Source organism: Agrobacterium sp. 22-221-1 (genome assembly GCF_053522445.1).
Window position 1 is genome coordinate 90,064 of the sequence record NZ_JBNWCL010000002.1, and the last position, 17,785, is coordinate 107,848.

General features: G+C 60.8%; 17 protein-coding genes. 3 read left to right on the forward strand and 14 right to left on the reverse strand.

All coding sequences use genetic code 11. The annotated features are described in order from the left end of the window. Window positions 1–8: 8 nt before the first annotated feature. From ACQZ5N_RS03970 to kduI, 8 genes are all read right to left on the reverse strand, one after another. On the reverse strand, window positions 9–1,289 hold the full coding sequence (locus tag ACQZ5N_RS03970; RefSeq protein ID WP_059757073.1) for a TRAP transporter large permease: 1,281 nt from the start codon (window positions 1,287–1,289) through the stop codon (window positions 9–11). Beyond that, entirely contained in the window at window positions 1,290–1,811 is a 522-nt protein-coding gene (locus tag ACQZ5N_RS03975) for a TRAP transporter small permease (protein ID WP_003522682.1), read from the reverse strand. It lies immediately after the preceding gene. Window positions 1,812–1,880: 69 nt separating this feature from the next. Continuing rightward, complete coding sequence (locus ACQZ5N_RS03980) at window positions 1,881–2,858, reverse strand: TRAP transporter substrate-binding protein (RefSeq protein WP_196379846.1); 978 nt, start codon at window positions 2,856–2,858, stop codon at window positions 1,881–1,883. A 143-nt stretch (window positions 2,859–3,001) separates the two neighbouring features. Next, entirely contained in the window at window positions 3,002–3,880 is an 879-nt protein-coding gene (locus ACQZ5N_RS03985; protein WP_448732165.1) for an amidohydrolase family protein, read from the reverse strand. Further along, entirely contained in the window at window positions 3,877–5,013 is a 1,137-nt protein-coding gene (locus ACQZ5N_RS03990; RefSeq protein ID WP_448732166.1) for a D-galactarolactone cycloisomerase, read from the reverse strand. Before ACQZ5N_RS03990 ends, ACQZ5N_RS03985 begins: the two co-directional genes overlap by 4 nt. A 36-nt stretch (window positions 5,014–5,049) precedes the next feature. Next, entirely contained in the window at window positions 5,050–5,961 is a 912-nt protein-coding gene (kdgD, locus tag ACQZ5N_RS03995) for a 5-dehydro-4-deoxyglucarate dehydratase (protein ID WP_003522686.1), read from the reverse strand. Window positions 5,962–6,075: 114 nt separating this feature from the next. Next, on the reverse strand, window positions 6,076–6,819 hold the full coding sequence (kduD, locus tag ACQZ5N_RS04000; RefSeq protein ID WP_078053632.1) for a 2-dehydro-3-deoxy-D-gluconate 5-dehydrogenase KduD: 744 nt from the start codon (window positions 6,817–6,819) through the stop codon (window positions 6,076–6,078). Further along, on the reverse strand, window positions 6,816–7,640 hold the full coding sequence (kduI, locus tag ACQZ5N_RS04005) for a 5-dehydro-4-deoxy-D-glucuronate isomerase (protein WP_080820777.1): 825 nt from the start codon (window positions 7,638–7,640) through the stop codon (window positions 6,816–6,818). The genes kduD and kduI overlap by 4 nt, the downstream gene beginning before the upstream one ends. 138 nt (window positions 7,641–7,778) lie before the next feature. Between kduI and ACQZ5N_RS04010 the strand changes: the two genes are divergently transcribed. From ACQZ5N_RS04010 to ACQZ5N_RS04020, 3 genes are all read left to right on the forward strand, one after another. Further along, a complete protein-coding gene (locus ACQZ5N_RS04010) occupies window positions 7,779–8,576 on the forward strand; it encodes an NAD-dependent epimerase/dehydratase family protein (protein WP_448732167.1) in 798 nt (265 codons plus the stop codon). Window positions 8,577–8,685: 109 nt separating this feature from the next. Further along, window positions 8,686–9,423, forward strand: a complete 738-nt coding sequence (locus ACQZ5N_RS04015; protein WP_020812260.1) for a FadR/GntR family transcriptional regulator — start codon at window positions 8,686–8,688, stop codon at window positions 9,421–9,423. 42 nt (window positions 9,424–9,465) lie between these two features. Next, window positions 9,466–9,783, forward strand: coding sequence for a cupin domain-containing protein (locus tag ACQZ5N_RS04020; protein ID WP_003522691.1), 318 nt, complete (start codon window positions 9,466–9,468; stop codon window positions 9,781–9,783). Window positions 9,784–9,791: 8 nt separating this feature from the next. Here ACQZ5N_RS04020 and ACQZ5N_RS04025 read toward each other — a convergent pair whose 3' ends face one another. The 6 genes from ACQZ5N_RS04025 to ACQZ5N_RS04050 all read right to left on the reverse strand — a co-directional run bounded on the left by ACQZ5N_RS04025 (window position 9,792) and on the right by ACQZ5N_RS04050 (window position 17,721). After that, the gene (locus ACQZ5N_RS04025; RefSeq protein ID WP_448732168.1) at window positions 9,792–11,024 is read right to left on the reverse strand and encodes a M24 family metallopeptidase; all 1,233 of its coding nucleotides are present in this window, start codon (window positions 11,022–11,024) and stop codon (window positions 9,792–9,794) included. A gap of 330 nt (window positions 11,025–11,354) precedes the next feature. Continuing rightward, the gene (locus tag ACQZ5N_RS04030) at window positions 11,355–13,358 is read right to left on the reverse strand and encodes an aldo/keto reductase (RefSeq protein WP_448732169.1); all 2,004 of its coding nucleotides are present in this window, start codon (window positions 13,356–13,358) and stop codon (window positions 11,355–11,357) included. A gap of 45 nt (window positions 13,359–13,403) precedes the next feature. Then, window positions 13,404–14,489, reverse strand: coding sequence for an ABC transporter ATP-binding protein (locus ACQZ5N_RS04035; protein WP_448732170.1), 1,086 nt, complete (start codon window positions 14,487–14,489; stop codon window positions 13,404–13,406). A gap of 11 nt (window positions 14,490–14,500) precedes the next feature. After that, window positions 14,501–15,337, reverse strand: a complete 837-nt coding sequence (locus ACQZ5N_RS04040) for a carbohydrate ABC transporter permease (protein WP_174057661.1) — start codon at window positions 15,335–15,337, stop codon at window positions 14,501–14,503. Next, window positions 15,334–16,194, reverse strand: coding sequence for a carbohydrate ABC transporter permease (locus tag ACQZ5N_RS04045; RefSeq protein ID WP_003523586.1), 861 nt, complete (start codon window positions 16,192–16,194; stop codon window positions 15,334–15,336). The genes ACQZ5N_RS04040 and ACQZ5N_RS04045 overlap by 4 nt, the downstream gene beginning before the upstream one ends. 255 nt (window positions 16,195–16,449) lie before the next feature. Next, window positions 16,450–17,721, reverse strand: coding sequence for an ABC transporter substrate-binding protein (locus tag ACQZ5N_RS04050; RefSeq protein WP_304983414.1), 1,272 nt, complete (start codon window positions 17,719–17,721; stop codon window positions 16,450–16,452). Between the last annotated feature and the right edge of the window lie 64 nt (window positions 17,722–17,785).

A 17,785-nucleotide genomic window follows, 5' to 3' on the forward strand; every position in this document is an offset into this window, starting at 1 on the left:
CGCTGGAATTACCGGAACAGTGACGGCAACCACAGGGACAGCGACGGAATATAGGTGACTGCAAGCAGCACCGCGATGCTGGCCCCGAAGAACGGCCAGATCGTCCGCATCGCTTCCCGTATCGATATGCCGCCGACCGCGCAGCCGACGAAAAGCACCGTTCCGACCGGCGGCGTGTTGAGCCCGATACCGGCGTTCAGGATCATCACGACGCCGAAATGCACGGGGTCGATGCCGAAGGCCTTCACGACGGGCAGAAGCACCGGCGTGGAGATGATGACCATCGGTGCCATATCCATGAATGTGCCGAGCAAAAGCAGGATGACATTGATGACGAGCAGCACGATGATCGGATTGTCCGAAATCGCGCTGATTGCGGCAATCATCAGCGTCTGCACCTGCAGGAAGGCCATCAGCCAGCCGAAGGACGCCGCCGTGCCGATAACCAGCAGAACCATGGCCGTCGTGCGCACCGCGCCCATCACCGCCTCTACGAAACCGCTCCAGTCCAGCTCGCGATAGACGAGCATCGCAACGAGGAAGGCGTAGAGAACCGCGATGCAGGAACTTTCCGTCGCGGTGAAGATGCCCGAACGCACGCCGCCGAAGATGATGCCGATCAACAGGATGCCGGGGAACGAGGCCAAGAGATAATACATCAGCTTCGAGAAACCCGGGAACGGCTCGGAAGGATAACCCTTGCGCCGGGCAACGATATAGGCCGTCACCATCAGCGCCGCTGCAAGCAGGAAACCCGGAACGATGCCGGCGGTGAAGAGATCGGCCACCGAAACATTGCCGCCCGCCGCAATCGAATAAAGGATCATATTATGCGAGGGCGGTATCATCAGCGCGATGATGGCCGCATTGACCGTGACATTGACCGCATAGTCCCTGTCATAACCGCGCTTGGCCATTTGCGGGATCATCAGCCCGCCGACGGCCGAGGCATCGGCCACGGCCGAACCGGAAATGCCGCCGAACAGCGTCGAGGCCACGATGTTGACCTGGCCAAGACCGCCGCGCAGGTGTCCCACGAGGCCGGCCGCAAAGCGGATGAGGCGATGGGCGATGCCACCGCGCACCATCAGGTCGCCGGCGAAGATGAAAAACGGTATCGCCATCATCGCAAACACGTTCATGCCGGAATTCATCTGCTGGAACACGACAATGGGCGGCAGGCCGAGATAAAGAACCGTGGCGAAAGAGGCAATGCCGAGGCAAAATGCTATCGGCGTGCCGATCAGCATCAGCAGGGTGAAGACCCCGAAGAGAATGGTGTAAGCCATCTACGCTGCCTCCTGCACGATCACATCCGCCGCAATCTCCTCGCCAATGGCGAGATCGACGAAACGTTCAGCCGCAAACAGCGCGATGAGGAAACCGCCGCCTATCAGTGGGAAGAAATCCGTGCCGCCCGGCCAGCCGAGAACCGGGATCGTCGCCGTCCATGTGCCCATGGAAAGCGAGGTGCCATACCAGGCCATGCCGGCGCCGAAGAAAAAGATCAGGGCAAGGCTAGTAAGGTCCATTCCCTTCTGCACGCGTGGCGGCATCATGTAGCGCAATATATCCAGCCCCAGATGCACGCTTTCGCGCACGCCCACCGCCGCCCCCAGCATGATGAACCATGACATGAGATGCAGCGACAGCGGCTCCGACCAGCTGGGTGAATCGTTCAGAATATACCGCGCAAAAACCTGCCAGCCGACGATAAGCGTCATGGCGATCATGCCGATACCGGCAATATAAAGCGACGCGTGGCTAAGCGCGCCGAGAAAGGGGCGAATGGCCCGCATGAAATTTCGCATTGTCTGTTCCTCCGCGTCAACGGCGACAAAAGAAAACCGGCCCTGTTCCCAGGGCCGGTTTTCCGCGCATTACTTGACCGCTTTCACCCGTTCCAGAAGGTCTTTCATCTTCGGATCGGTGACGAACTTGTCGTAGACGGGACCCATCGCGGCAGCGAATTCCTCCTTGTCGACCTTGATGACGTTGACGCCGCCGGCGCGGACCTTTTCTTCCGACGCCTTTTCGCGGGCGCTCCAGAGTTCACGCATCTTGCCCACGGAATCCTTGGCCGCCTGACGCAAGAGCTTCTGATCTTCCGGAGAGAGCTTGTCGTAAGAGACCTTGGAAATGACGAGGATTTCCGGGTTCAGCGAATGTTCCGTCAGGGAGTAGTTCTTCGCAACCTCGTAGTGACGGGCGGATTCGTAAGAGGGCCAGTTGTTTTCCGCACCGTCGACGACACCGGTTTCAAGCGAGGAATAGACTTCGCCCATCGGCATCGGCGTCGGATTGGCGCCAAAGGCCTGCATCATCGAAATCCACAGATCCGACTGCTGCACGCGGATTTTCAGGCCCTTCAGGTCCGCGAGTTTTTCAATGGGCTTTTTGGTGGTGTAGAAGGACCGCGCGCCGGAATCGTAAAAGGCGAGGCCGATGAGGCCGTGCGGTTCGAAGGCCGCCAGAACCTCATCGCCGATCGGGCCGTCGACCGTGTTGTGCATGTGTTCCGTCGAGCGGAACAGGAAAGGCAGGCCGAGGACGGTGGTTTCCTTGACCAGATTGTTGAAGGGCGCGGCATTGACGCGGTTCATGTCGATGACGCCGAAGCGGGTCTGCTCGATCGTATCCTTCTCGCCGCCGAGAACGGAATTGTTCATGACCTGTATCTTGATGCGGCCCTTGGTGCGCTCGGCCAGAAGCTCGCCCATATATTTCACGGCTTCGACCGTCGGATAACCGTCGGGATGAATATCGGCCGAACGCAGGGTGATTTCCTGCGCCTTGGCGGAAACACCGGCGAGCGCGATCCCCATCGCGACGCACATCATGCTTGCAATCTTTTTCATGCTTTCCTCCTCCATTGTTGAAACGATCCAGCCCCTCCAAGGCTATCGGACCGATTTTTCACGCCCATCCGGGCCGGCATGCAAAGACCTTTCACTTTAAAAGGATGATGGGGACCTCCCTTCCTCAGCCATCCCGGATTGACCTATGCCGCCGTGACTGGCGGCAGCTTGAACAGCGCTTCCGGGTTTTCCACCAGCGCACGGTGGCGCGCCGCTTCATCCGGTAGCCAGCCGAGTATGAGTTCCGCAAGGCGGGCATCGTCGGGATAGGCCGCCGTCTCGCGGATGGAATTATGCGGCCAGTTGGTGCCCCAGACGATGCGCCCCGGCGCATGGGCGGCGATGACGCGCGAAAAGGCAGCGACGTCCTCATAGGGCCAGCTCTCGCGTGAGCTTTCGTAGACGCCGGCGAACTTGAACCAGAGATTGCCGCGGTCGATGAGTTTCAGAAGCGCCGCCATTTCCGGGCCATCGGTTTTGATGCCCTTGAAGAACTTGCCGTGGTGATCGAACACCCAGCGCGAGCGGATGTTCTGAAGGCGCGGCAGGTGATCGAGCAGCGTATTGCCGTCGAATTGCACCGCCACCATCCAGTCGGCCGCATGCGCGCGCTCGTCCACGGCTTCCAGCTCGGACAGGTTCACCGCACCGCCCGGCAAATCCATGATACGCGCACCGACAGCGCCTGCGGCGGCAAGCTTTTCCATGTCCTTTTCGGTCGTGCCCGCATCGATGATAACCACCGCGCGGGCCGCCTCGCCCATTTCCGCGACACAGGCGAGTGTGTTGCCGTTATCGCGCTGATGGGCGTTGCCCTGGGTGATGATGACCCGGTCGATGCCGAGCCATTGCATGAGGCTGCGATAATCCTCCGGTCCGGGCAGAGCGCCCGGCGGCAGACCCGGTCCACCCGGCAGGGCGGGATAGTGGCGCAGATAGAGATGCATCTGCGTATCGACGGCGCCTTTCGGGAAAGCGGGCCGGGGCGCTGTGCCGCTCAGTTTTCTGACAAGTTCGCTCACGGGTCTGGCATCCTGAATTCAACCAATGCGTCGCGGTTGATCTCTATGCCGAGGCCGGGGCCGTTCGGGATGGTGACGACGCCGTTTACCGCCTCTATCGGCTCGCTCAGCACGGCCTGCCGGAACGGATTATAGGTGCGGTCGAATTCCATGATCGGCTCGATGGGATTGACCCGCACCGGATCGGGCGTCATCGCCGCCATGAATTGCAGGGCTGCCGCAATCTGTACGCCGGTGCCCCAGACATGCGGCACGATGCGCACGCCGTGCAGCGTGGCGAGCGCCGCGATCTTCTGCGTTTCGGAAAAACCGCCGCAGCCGCAGAGATCGGGCTGGAGAATATCCACGGCACCGGCGGAAAGCGCCTGCCACATGCCATAACGCCCGTGCCAGGTCTCGCCGCCCGCAACCGGTATCGGCTGGCCGGCCCGCACCCGGGCGTAGGCATCGAGCTGTTCGGGAACCACCGGCTCCTCGAACCAGTCGATACCATAGTCGGCGGCGCGGTTGCCGAGCGCGATGGCCTCGGTGACGGTGTAGCCGTGATTGGCGTCGATCATCAGCCGCATATCCGGCCCAATCGCCTCGCGCACGGCGGCGATGACGCGGAGGTCTTCCTCAATGCCGAAGCCGATCTTGATCTTGCAGGCATGAAAGCCGTCCGCCCGGCGATCCGCCATCTCGGAGGCGTTGTCGGACACGCGGTCGACGCCATCGCGCTTGAAGCTGCCGGTGGCATAGGCCCGCACGCTTTCGCGCCAGCGCCCGCCGAGCAGCATCGAGATCGAAGCGCCATAATGCTTGCCCTTGATGTCCCACAGCGCGATATCGATGCCGGACAGGGCCGTGAGGCTGAGGCCGCGCTGGCCCTGATCGCGCAGGGCGTTATAAAGCACGGCCCAGATCTTCTCGGTCTCACGCGGGTCCTGGCCGATGAGCCAGCCGGAGTAAGCCTGAACCACGGCGGCGTTGGGCCGCGCCGGGCCGAGGCATTCGCCCCAGCCGACGGTTCCGTCGTCGCATTCGATTTCCACCAGAATATGGGCGCGGCGATCAAAACGCATGGATGCGCTTTCGAACGGCGTGTCCAGCCGGTGTTCGAGCAGATGCGTGCGCACCGCTGTGATCTTCATGGCTCCCCTCCCGCTTGTCTCGATCAGGCCTCCAAATCAGGCTTTGCGCTTGTGCGTGCCGATCAAGGCGTCGAGCATGCCGATTTCCTCATTGGTCAGGTCCTTCAGCGGCGCACGCACCGGACCGGCATTGAAGCCCTGCAGGCGAACACCGGCCTTGACGGCGGAGACGGCATAACCCTTGGCGCGGTTGCGGATCGCCATGAACGGATAGAAGAATTCCGTCAGGATACGCTCACAGGTGGCGCGTTCGCCGGCGCGCAGGGCGGCGTAGAACTCATTGGCAAGACCCGGCACAAAGTTGAAGACAGCCGAGGAATAGGTGGTGAAACCGGCGCCGAGATAGGCTTCGGCAAACAGTTCCGCCGTCGGCATACCGCCGAGATACATCAGGCGGTCGCCCATCTTGGCGGTGATCTGGCGAACGAGACCGATATCGCCGGTGCCGTCCTTGAAGCCGACGAGGTTCGGGCATTCGTCGCAGAGACGCGCCAGCGTATCGGCCTGCAGCACGGAATTGTCACGGTTATAAACCATGACGCCGATACCGACCGACTGACACACCTTCTTGATGTGGGCGTAAAGGCCTTCCTGCGGCGCATCGATGAGATAATGCGGCAGAAGCAGGATGCCGTCCGCGCCGACCTTTTCGACCGAGCGGGCGATATCGACGGCGATCTCGGTGCCGTAACCGCAGCCGGAAACGATGGCGGTTTCACCGGCCACATCCTTGGCGGCGGAAACGATGGTCGGAATTTCATCCGGCTTCAGCGAGAAGAACTCGCCCGTGCCGCCGGCGGCAAACAGCACCGGCGCTTTATAACCGGCAAGCCATTCGACATGCGCCCTGTAACTGTCCTGGGCGAAACGGCCCTCGGAATCGAAATGAGTGACCGGGAAAGACAACAGGCCGGAGCCGAGCGCCGCCTTGATTTGTTCAGGGTTCATGTTTGGTATTCCTTTGCAAATTCATTGACTGGAAGCCACCTAACCCGGTTGCCGCATGCTTGTCAACAATTCATCATACATGTTGTATGATGAATTGTTGAAATCTGTAACAGATCAGCGCGCCAGCCAGCCGCCGTCGACATTGAGAATGGCGCCATGCACATAATCCGCCGCCGGCGAGGCAAGGAAAACCGCCGCCCCGGCTATGTCGTCGGAATGGCCCCAGCGGCCGGCCGGAATACGCTCGAGAATGGCCTTGTTGCGGGCCGCATCCGCACGCAGCGCCTCGGTATTGTTGGTTTCGATGTAGCCGGGCGCAATCGCATTCACATTGATACCCTTTGCCGCCCACTCATTCGCCAGAAGCTTGGTGAGGCCGGCGACGCCATGTTTCGCCGCCGTATAGGACGGCACGCGAATGCCACCCTGAAAGGAGAGGAGCGAAGCGATATTGACCACCTTGCCGGACCGGCCTTTCGCCAGCAACTCTTTCGCAAAAGCCTGGGTGGTGAAAAACAGCGCCTTGAGATTGACGTCCATCACCTCGTCCCAGTCGAGTTCGGAAAACTCGACGGAATCGGCACGGCGGATGATGCCGGCATTGTTGACGAGAATATCGAAACCGGCGCCGGCAAAACTGTCCTTCGCCGCCAGCGGATCGGCAAAATCGATAGACAATGCGCTGGCCTTGCCGCCGTCCCTGGCGATCATCTCCAGCGTTTCATCCGGCGCGCGGCGGGCGGCGCAGACCACCTCCGCGCCGGCAGCGGCGAGCCCCACCGCAATTGCCTGGCCAAGCCCTGTATTCGCGCCGGTGACTAGCGCCTTACGCCCCTGAAGCGAAAAGGGATTCTTCATTTCAGATCTCCCGGCTGAATGAAGTCCATGTCGGTGTAATCGACATTGTCTCCCGCCATGGCCCAGATGAAGGTGTAAGAACCGATGCCGGCGCCGGAATGGATGGACCAGGGCGGGGAAATCGCACCCTCTTCATTCGAAATGAACAGATGCCGTGTTTCCTGCGGCTCACCCATCAGATGCAGCACGCGCGACTTCTCATCCATGCCGAAATAGAGATAGGCCTCCATGCGGCGATCGTGAATGTGGGAAGGAATGGTGTTCCAGACGGAACCGTCCTCCAGCGTCGTATACCCCAGCACCAGCTGGCAGCTTTCCATGACCAGCGGATGGATGAACTGGTTGATGGTGCGCTTGTTGGAGGTTTCGGTCGCGCCGAGCTTGACCTCCTTGCTGTTGGCCAGTGTCACGAGCTTCGCCGGCAGGCTGCGATGCGCCGGGCAGGAGGTGATGTAGAATCGCCCTGCCCCGTCAAAGGTCACCGCACCGCTGCCTGCACCGAGATAAAGCACGTCGCCGCGATTGAGGGTATAGGTCTCGCCGCCGGCGCTGACCGTGCCGGTCTCGCCGATATTGACGATGCCCATCTCACGCCGGTCGAGGAAGGACGGCGTTTTGGTTTCTTCCACCTTGTCCAGCGTCAGCGGCGCGCCGTTCGGCACCGCGCCGCCCATCACGAAGCGGTCATAATGGGTATAGATCAGCCTGATTTCGCCGGAACGAAACATGTCGTTGGCGAGGAAATGCCGGCGGAGCCCTTCGGTATCCAGCGTTTTTGCATATTCCGGGTTCACGGCCTGCCTTGTTTCGACGGTCAACATCAAACTCATCCTTCATGATTGTTGCGTATGGCACATAATATATGTTATCCGCTTTTTGTACGATCTGTATGACAAGGTCAAGAGGCATAGGCATATCTCGACCACGCCAGAGACGTGCGACGCTGAGGGAGAATGGCAATGAAACGGCTTCTTGTTACCGGTGCTGCGGGCCAGCTTGGCCGCGTTATGCGTAAACGCCTTGCATCGATGGCCGAGATCGTTCGCCTTGCCGATCTCGCCCCGCTCGATCCGGCAGGCCCGAATGAGGAATGCATGCAATGCGACCTTGCGGATGCAGACGCCGTGGATGCCATGGTTGCCGGTTGCGACGGCATCGTGCATCTGGGCGGCATATCGGTGGAGAAGCCTTTCGAACAAATCCTTCAGGGCAACATCATCGGACTTTATAATCTCTACGAGGCCGCACGCGCCCACGGCCAGCCGCGAATTGTTTTCGCCAGTTCCAACCATACGATCGGCTATTATCCCCAGACCGAACGGCTTGGTCCCGACGTTCCGTTCCGCCCGGACGGCCTCTACGGCGTTTCCAAATGTTTCGGCGAAAACCTCGCCCGCCTGTATTTCGAGAAATTCGGACAGGAGACGGCGCTTGTGCGTATCGGCTCCTGCACCCCGGAACCCAACAATTACCGCATGCTGTCCACATGGTTCTCGCATGACGATTTCGTCTCGCTGATCGAAGCGGCGTTCCGCGCACCCGTTCTCGGCTGCCCGGTCGTCTGGGGCGCGTCGGCCAATGATGCCAGCTGGTGGGACAATTCACATCTCGGCTTTCTTGGATGGAAACCGAAGGACAATGCCGAGGCCTTCCGGGAGCACATCGCCCGGACAGCTCCCAAACCGGACCCGAGCGACGCGGTAGTCCGCTTTCAGGGTGGCGTGTTTGTCGACAACCCGATCTTCAAGGAGACGTGAAATGTCGCACGGACCTTTCCCGCTAAAAAGGCGGGATTGCATGCCAGGCCGCGAATGACGTATCGAGGAACGGTGCACGCAACCGACATTTTTTAGAACGGCGACCAAGATGACAAAAGCGACAAGCTCCGAACCGGCAGCTCCACAAGGCAGAACGCTTGTGGTGAAGGTTTCGGAGGAACTCCGCAGCCAGATCGCCAAGGGTCGTTACAAGACGGGCGAACGCCTGCCCTCCGAAGCGCAGATGACGCAGGAATTCGGTGTCAGCCGTACCGTGGTGCGGGAGGCAATCGCCTCGCTGCGATCCGACGGTCTGGTCGAGCCGCGTCAGGGCGCGGGTGTTTTCGTACTGGAACCCGCACCCACTGAGCGGCGTCCCTTCCACAATGTCGATCTTGCGCGCGTCTCGTCGCTGATCGAAATGCTGGAATTGCGCACCGCCGTGGAAGGTGACGCCGCCGGTCTTGCCGCCATTCGCCGTTCGCCGGCGCAGGAGGAAAAGATCATCGAGGCCTTCGATGCCTTCCGCGCCAGCGCCACCAAGGGCGTGCCGACGGCGGAGGCCGATTTCGCCTTCCATCTCGCCATTGCCGAAGCGACCAACAATCCCCGCTTCAGCGAGTTTCTGCAGGTGCTCGGCCCTACCCTCATTCCACGCCGCGCCGTGGCCGAAAACGGCACGGAAACCGTGCTTTCCCCCGCCGATCTCGCCCGGCTCGTCGGTGAACACGAAGCGATCCTGATCGCGATACAGGACGGCGACGAGGAGGCGGCGCGCAGCGCCATGCGCAGCCACCTGAAAAGCAGCCAGACGCGCTATCGCTCCATGCTGCGCGCGCCGCGCTGAGACTACCTGTTTAAACCGCATTGCATGACTGAGGAGAACGATATGCAGCAGCTTCCGACCTTCCCCACCGTTTCCCCCGACGATGGCGTGGAGCGCACCGTGCTTTCCGAAGCGCCGGAACTGATGGTGGTCTCCTTCCGCTTCAAGACCGGCGCCGAAGGCAGGCTGCACAGCCATCCGCATGTGCAATCCACCTATGTCGCCAGCGGCAGCTTCCGCTTTTACCGCGACGGCGAAGCCTACGACCTTCAGAAGGGCGATAGCCTCGTCATTCCCGGCCATATCGAGCATGGCTGCCTGTGTCTGGAAGAGGGCGAGCTGATCGACTGCTTTACCCCGCGCCGCGACGATTTCCTCTGATCCGGCGCTCAGTCCGCCGATAAATCCCGCAGGCTGCGCGGCAGGCTGTTCATGCATTCCGCGCCGGAGGAGGTGACGAGGAACTGGTCCTCGATCATCAGCGCGCCCAGCCCTTCGCCATAAAACGGCGCTTCGAGCGCGACGACCATGCCGGGAAGAATGATTTCCGGATTGTCATGGGAAAAGAACGGCCATTCCTCGATACCCACGCCACCGCCGACGGAATGGCCGAAATGGCCGCGATAATATTCGCTGAAACCTTGCCTGCGCATCGAGGCCAGCATGGCGGCGTGCACAGCACCGAATGTATTGCCCGGACGAAGCGCTTCCAGCCCACGGGCAAAGGCCACTTCCAGCGCGCTGAAAACATCGGCGGCCAGCGGCGAGACCGGCCCCCACGAAAAACTCCGCGCGCCATCCGATGAATAACCGTCGACCAGCGTGCCAACATCGGCCTTGATGAGCGCACCCGGCGTGACAACCGCCGCCATATCCGACAAAGCGGGTCCGACGGATATGTAATCCCAATGGCCGCTCAGCGAAAACCCGGATTTCGCGGCATGGGCCTGTGCGCCGGCCTTCCAGGCGGCAGAAAGCCCGCCGAGTGCAGCGCCGGGCCTGACGGCAGCGGCCATCGCGACCAGCCCGGCCTCCGCAGCCGTCGTCGCGCGCCTCAGAAGCTCGATCTCGCGCTCGGATTTCACGGCGCGCAGGCGGCGCAGCACGGGCGATCCGTCAACCCAGTCGACATCGGGCAGCACCTGACGCAGCGCAAAAAAATCGGCGGCGGGCATGAATTCGAGGTCTGCGCCAATGCGCGCCGCCGACAGCCCACGCTCCCGCAGCAGGTCGGCCAGCAGGCCGAAACAGGCAGTACGGTCGAATGTCTCCGGCCTCGGACCACCGGAATTGTTGTGGCGATAGGCATCGTCTACCTGCGCGATGGTTTCGACGCCCGACAGATCTACCATATCGATCCAGATGCGATGGCAGCGCAGATCGATCTCCGGCGCGGCCCTCCTGACAAGCGGGGCGGCATGATCGCTGACGACAGCGGCAAGCCGCGCATCGGCATCGGCCGGCACAAGCGCAATTGCCGAACCGGCCCTGCCCCACATGGTCGCGACACCGGCATGGGCGCCGACCGCATAACGGAAGGCTTCGGGCTGGAACAGCACCAGCGCGTCGATATCCGCTTCCCGCATCAACTGCTGGGCACGGCTTCGGTCGATATCGCTCATGGGAACCCCGGTGATTGTTTGGCTGCCGTGTTTCGCGACACGTTTATGGACCTACGCTTTAGCAGTCGCCGGGAGAGGAATGAAGGTGGAAGATGACATCTCCACCCCGAAGATCGTCAGTTCGAGCGAGCGGTTACCGCCTGTTTCTTCTGCCCGCCGGGGAGAAGTCCGCGGCAGCGGGATGAGGGGGCAAGGGTCGAGATATGCGGAGAGCTAGCCCCCTCATCCGACCCTTCGGGCCACCTTCTCCCCGGCGGGGAGAAGAAACGGGCGGCGACGTCTTGCCCAATATCGTTAAGACGGCGGATAAATCCGCCGTCTCGTTGTCTTTCACGCCTCCAGCCACTTCACCTGCTCGGCCGTCAGCCTGATATCCAGCGCCGAAAGACTATCCTCCAGCTCCGCAAGCGTGCGCGGCCCGATCAGCGGAATGACCGGGAAAGGCTGGGCGATGACATAGGCGAGCGCGATATGGATCGGGTGCCGCCCGAGGTTTTGCGCAAGCTCGATCGCCCGGTCGCGGCGAACGAAATTGCGGTCGGAATACCAGACGCGGACGATTTCTTCATCGTCATGCTTGTCGCGCCCTGCCCTGTCCGTGAAAAATCCGCGCCCCTGGCTGGACCAGGCGAAATTGGGAATCTGGCGGGATTTAAGCCATTCCTTCCACTCGTCATCGGATGCCGCGACGCAGCCCGCCCAGATGGGATCGAGCATTTCCGCCAGCGAGAAATTGTTGGAAAGCGCGGCCGGAGCCTGTTTGCCGTTCTTCGCAGCATAGGCGGCCGCCTCGTCCATGCGCTCGCGCGTCCAGTTCGAACCGCCGAAAATGCCGCGAATGCGCCCGCGCCGGACTTCAGCATCCATGGCGTCGACGAATTCGCCGACCGGCACGTCCAGATTATCGCGATGCATGAAATAGGCGTCGACATAATCCGTCTTCAGCCGCGCAAGCGACTGATCGAGCTGTTTGGCGATCATATCGGGATAGCAGAGCGGCGAATGTGCCCCCTTGCCGATCAGCACGATCTCTTCGCGCGGCACGTTGCGGCTGGTGTGCCAGTCGCCGAAGATCGCCTCGGTCTTTCCTGCACCATAGACATAGGCCGTATCAAAGAGATTGCCGCCCGCTTCATAGAAGGCATCCAGCGTCAGGGATGCGGAGGCGAAATTGGGGAAGAATTCGAAACCGAGCGCGACCACGGAAGCGGGTTTGGCAAGGCCCGGAATCTGCCGCTTCGGCACTGCGTTTCCGGCCACGACCTTGCCACCGGCAATATTGGCAACGCGCGACGTTGCTTTTTCAATGCTGTATTCGAGCCCGACGGAAGCCCGCCATTGATCCATGACACGCAGATTGCCGAGACTGTCGGCCCAGGCCATGCCGGGCGCATCGAATTCATGTCTGCCCTGGCGGATCGCCTCGCCGGCCGCATCGACTTCGAAGGAATAAAGCCAGCGATCCTCCGGCAACTCGATGGTTTCGACCTTGTCGCCCCTGATGATATCGATCCGCCCGGTGCCGCCCTTGTGGCCGGCGGCGAACCAGAAATCCTTGACCTCGATACGGCCTTCCGAGCCGATGATGCGCAGCACATTGTCCTGCGCCGCCATGATCGAGCACGAGACTTCGGCGACAATGCCGTTAGCGAATTTCAGCACCGCCGAGGCCCATTCATCGACGCCCGACTGGCCGAGATGGGCGACGCCCGCCACCTTTTCCGGTTCGGCGAAGGGTTTGCCGTCCACGGCGCCGGCGATCATCCGCACCATGGAAACCGGATAACCGCCGACATCGAGAATGCCGCCGCCCGCCGTTTCATTGGCGAAAAGCCGGTGATCGGCCCGGAACGAACCCATGTTGAAACCGAAGCTGGAGCGGATGATGCGGATATCGCCAACAGCACGGGCTTTCACCAGTTCCAGCAGTTTCGCCGTCTGCGGATGCAGGCGATACATATAGGCTTCGCCCGCGAAGACGCCGGCCTTTTTCGCTTCGTGGAAAATAGCGTCGGCATCATAGGCGGAAAGCGCGATGGGCTTTTCCACCAGCACGTTTTTACCCGCCCGGATGGCCTTGATCGCCCATTCGGCATGGCCGGTATGGGGTGTGGCGATATAGACGGCGTCGATATCGGGATCGGCAAGCAGCGCATCGTAACCCTTGATAATGCGCGCACCGGCAAAGGCCTCGGCAAGGCCGGGCTTGTCCGGATTGCGGGTGGCGATGGCCTCTAACCTGCCGGTGCGGGAATGGGCGATACCATCGGCAAAAGTTCTGGCAATGGTGCCCGGGCCGATGATGCCCCAGCGGATCGGTTGTTCGGTCGTCATGAAATCCTCGTCCTTCATATCAGTCTTGGGTGCTTGGGAAAGGGTTCAGCGCAGGCGGTCGCCCTTGCTGTCGAAAAGGAAAGCCCGGCGGGCGGAGAGGCCAACCGTCAGCCGATCGCGATTGCCGACATCGCGCGATTCCGGCCGCTCGATGATGAGCTGCTCGCCGCCTTCGGTCCGGGCATAGACATAGCTGGTATTGCCGAGATGCTCGGCGACATCGATATGCACGGTGAGATCGGCATCGCCCCCGCCCGCATCGGCAAAATGCTCCGGCCGGATGCCGAGCGACACCCTGGCTCCCTCGTTCAAACCGGCCGTGACCGGCAGGCTCAGCCGCACCGCAGGGTCGCTGTCGAGCGAAAGCTTAACGCCCTCCGCGCTGCTGCCGACGATGGTGGCTTCGAGAAAATTCATCTTCGGCGAACCGACGAAACCGGCAACGAAGCGGTTGGCGGGGTCGTCATAGAGATCGAGCGGCGCACCGACCTGTTCGATATTGCCCGCCCGCAGCACAACGATCTTGTCGGCCAGCGTCATCGCCTCGGTCTGGTCATGCGTCACATAGATCATCGTGGTGCCGAGCTGCTTGTGCAGGCGGGAGATTTCCACGCGCATCTGCACCCGCAATTCCGCATCGAGATTGGACAGCGGCTCGTCGAACAGGAAGACCTGCGGTTCGCGCACGATGGCGCGGCCGATGGCGACGCGCTGGCGCTGGCCGCCGGAAAGCTGTTTCGGCCGGCGCTGCATCAACTCGTTGATCTGCAGAATTTCGGCCGCGCGGTTGACCCGCTTTTGCGTATCGGCCTTGGGGTTACCGTTCATTCTAAGGCCGAAGGAGAGGTTTTCCGCCACCGTCATATGCGGATAAAGCGCATAGGACTGGAACACCATGGCAATGCCACGATCCGCCGGGTCGGCATCGCTGACCGTCTTGCCGCCAATCACGATATCGCCGCCGGAAATATCTTCCAGCCCGGCAATCATTCTGAGAAGCGTGGATTTGCCGCAGCCGGAGGGGCCGACGAAAACGACGAACTCCCCATCCTTTACCTCCAGATTTGCGCCATGGATCACTTCCAGCGCGCCGTAACGCTTAACCACGTTGTTGAGCGAAAGTTCCGCCATGCGGCCTCCCCTTACTTGACTGCGCCGGCGGAAATGCCGGCGATGAAGTGGCGCTGCAAAGCCACGAAAACCACGAGGATGGGTGCGGTGAGCAGCACCGCGCCGGCCATGATGCCGCCCCATGACACTTTGGTGAGCCCGATGAGGGTGCCAAGCGCCACGGGTGCGGTCATCATTCCTGGGCGGGAATTGATGAGAAGCGGCCAGAGGTAATTGTTCCACGAGGCCAGGAAGAGAATGATCGACAGCGCCGCCATGGTGGGCCGCGCCAATGGCAGGGCGATGCGCAGGAAGATCTGCCATTCCTTCACGCCCTCCACCCGTGCCGCATCGAAGAGTTCCGTCGGCATCATCGAGAAGGATTGCCGCATGAACAGCACGCCGAGCGAGTTGAACAACGGCGGCACGATCAGCGCCACCCAGGTGTTGGCGAGCTTGAATTCCCGCGCCACCATGATGAATTGCGGAATGACGACAACGGCGAAAGGCAAAGTGATGGTGCCGAGAATGATGGCGATCACCACCCCGCGCCCCGCAAAGCGGTAACGCGCCAGCGCCCAGCCGGCCATCGACGTCAGAAACACCGAAAGCACGGTGTAAATGACGGCGACGGTGATCGAGATGAACATGGCCCTGAGGAAATTGGTATCCGCCTGCAGGTTATTGAAATTCTCGATGAAGTTGGTGGAGGGCACCAGCACGATATCAGGGCTGAAAATGCCGTAATCCGGCATGGTCGAAAACACGAACATCATCCAGAGCGGAAACAGCCAGACGATGGCAAGCGGTGTCAGCGCCGCATGCAGCGCGATCTTCTGCCAGAAAAGCGATCTCGATTTCGATCTCATTTCGGCTCCCTCCCGACCCAGAGATTAAGCAGCGAAATGGCGATGGCGAGCGCAGCCATGGTGTAGGCAATGGCCGAGGCATAACCGAAATTGAGCGAGGTGAAGCCCTGGCGATAAAGGAACAGCCCCAGCGTCTCCGTGCCGCCGCCCGGTCCACCCCTGTTGGTGATGAGGAAGGGTTCGGCAAACAGCTGCATGGTGCCGATGACCGAGAGCACGACGCAGAAGAGGATGATGGGTTTGAGGAGCGGCAGGGTGATATAAAAGAACTGCTGGCGCTTGCTCACCTTGTCCAGCGTCGCCGCTTCATAGACATCGCCGGGGATGGATTGTAGCCCGGCCAGAATGATGATGGCGTTATAACCCGCCCAGCGCCAGGTCACCGCGATGATGACGAGCGCCATGGCCGCATTGGCATTGTCGAACCACGAGATGGGCGACAGGCCGACTGACGTGATGAGCTTGTTGATGATGCCGAAATCGGCGCTGAACATCAGCCGGAAGACCGCCGCATAGGCCACCTCGCCAACGACGACAGGCGCGAAAAAGGCAAAGCGGTAAAGCGGCCGCGCCTTCAGGAGCGGCGAGTTCAGCAGCACCGCCATGACGGTGGCGAGCGCGATCATCACGGGCACCTGAATGACCAGAATGATCAGCGTATTGTAGAGCGCATTATAAAAAGCCGGATCGGAAACGAGCCGCCCCCAGTTCATGGAAGGCGCAAACCGCCACGGATTGATCCGCGTGTTCTGGAACGACAGCATGAACGAGCTGATGATCGGCCAGACCCAGAAGGTGGCGAAAATCAGGAGATAGGGCGCAAGGAACGCATAAGCGATCCTGTTCCTAGACGGCATGACGACCTCCATATGCCGGACGATGGCCGGATAAATGGAAAAGCTTCAGAAAGAGCGCGCCCCTATGAGGGGAATGCCTTTGCAAAACGGCACGGCCTATTTCTTCTCCCCGAGGGGGAGAAGGTGGCCCGAAGGGTCGGATGAGGGGGCAAGCTCTCCGTACATCTCTACCCTCGCCCCCTCATCCCGCTGCCGCGGACTTCTCCCCCACGGGGAGAAGAAACTTGTGGCACCCGCTCGGTCTTAACCGCCGACTTACTGCGCGACGGGCAGCCCCGTGGCCGTTTCGATCTGCTTGGCCGCATCGTCAAGCGCCGCTTTCGCATCGGGATATCCGCCCGCGAAATATTTCGTCTGCGTCGCCTTGTAGATCGCATCGGCATCCGACTGGAAAGCCGTGCCACGGCTCGGCACGATCTTCGGCAGGGTGGCGAGAATATCGGTCCACACCGCCTGCCCGCCCCAATAGGCCTGCTTTTCCTTGACGAAAGGATCGTCGATGGCGGAGAGCAGCGAGGGAACGAGGCCGAAGGATTTTAGCATCGTCACCTGCCCTTCATTGGTGGTGAGCGCGTAATCGATATATTTCCACGCGGCTTCCTTGTGCTGGGATGTCGAGCTGATCGCCAGCGAAGAACCGCCGAGATTGGCGGCGTGCGGGCCATCCGCCGTCAGGCTCGGCATCAGATAGACGCCCCATTTGCCGGAAAGATCGGGGGAACCGGAACGAACAGTGCCTTCATACCAGGCGCCATACATCTGGCTGGCGGCCTTGCCGGCCGTATTGGCCTGGATTTTTTCATCCCAGATCGCCGCCGTGATAATGCCGGCGTCCTTCATCTCCTTGACCTTTTCAAGGGTCGCGACACAGGCGGGCTGGTTGATGGTGATGTTCTGGCCATCGGTCGAAAAGTAACCGCATCCCTGCTCATTGGCGATCATGCGAAACCATTCGCTGTCGCCGTTGAAATCGGCCTGCGCCATGACGGTGCCGGGATTGGCGGCCATGACCTTCTTGCCGGCGGCGATGAAGTCGTCCCAGCTTTTGATGGCGGCCGGATCGACGCCGGCCTTTTCGTAGAAGTCGCGGCGATAAAAAACCGCCACCGGACCAGAATCCCACGGAACCGCATAGGCGACGCCGTCAACCTCCAGTTCCGTGCGCTTGAAATCAGGGAAAAGCGCCTGTTTCTCAGGCGTATAGCCAAGCTCGGTCAGATTGGCGAAACAATCGGGAAAACGACTCCAGAACAGTTCCGCCTCGAAATTTTCAATGGTGACGATATCAGGAAGACCATCGCCTCCGGCTGCGCAAGCAGCCAGCGTCTTGTCAAAAACCTGATTGTTTCCAAGGTCTTCAACGACGATCTTGATATCCGGATTCTGCTTGTTGAAGCCCTCTACCGTGGATTTCAGCGCGGAAGCCGCGACATTCCAGCTCCAGATGGTGACGGTTTCTGTTTGCGCGAAAGCCGGGGCTGCGAGAAGCAGCATAGCCGTAGACGCGCCAAGAAATTTCAAGCACATTGAAAACCTCCCTTTTTCAATTGCCGTTCTTCAGCGAACATGGGCACATTAGCGGCGGCAGGAA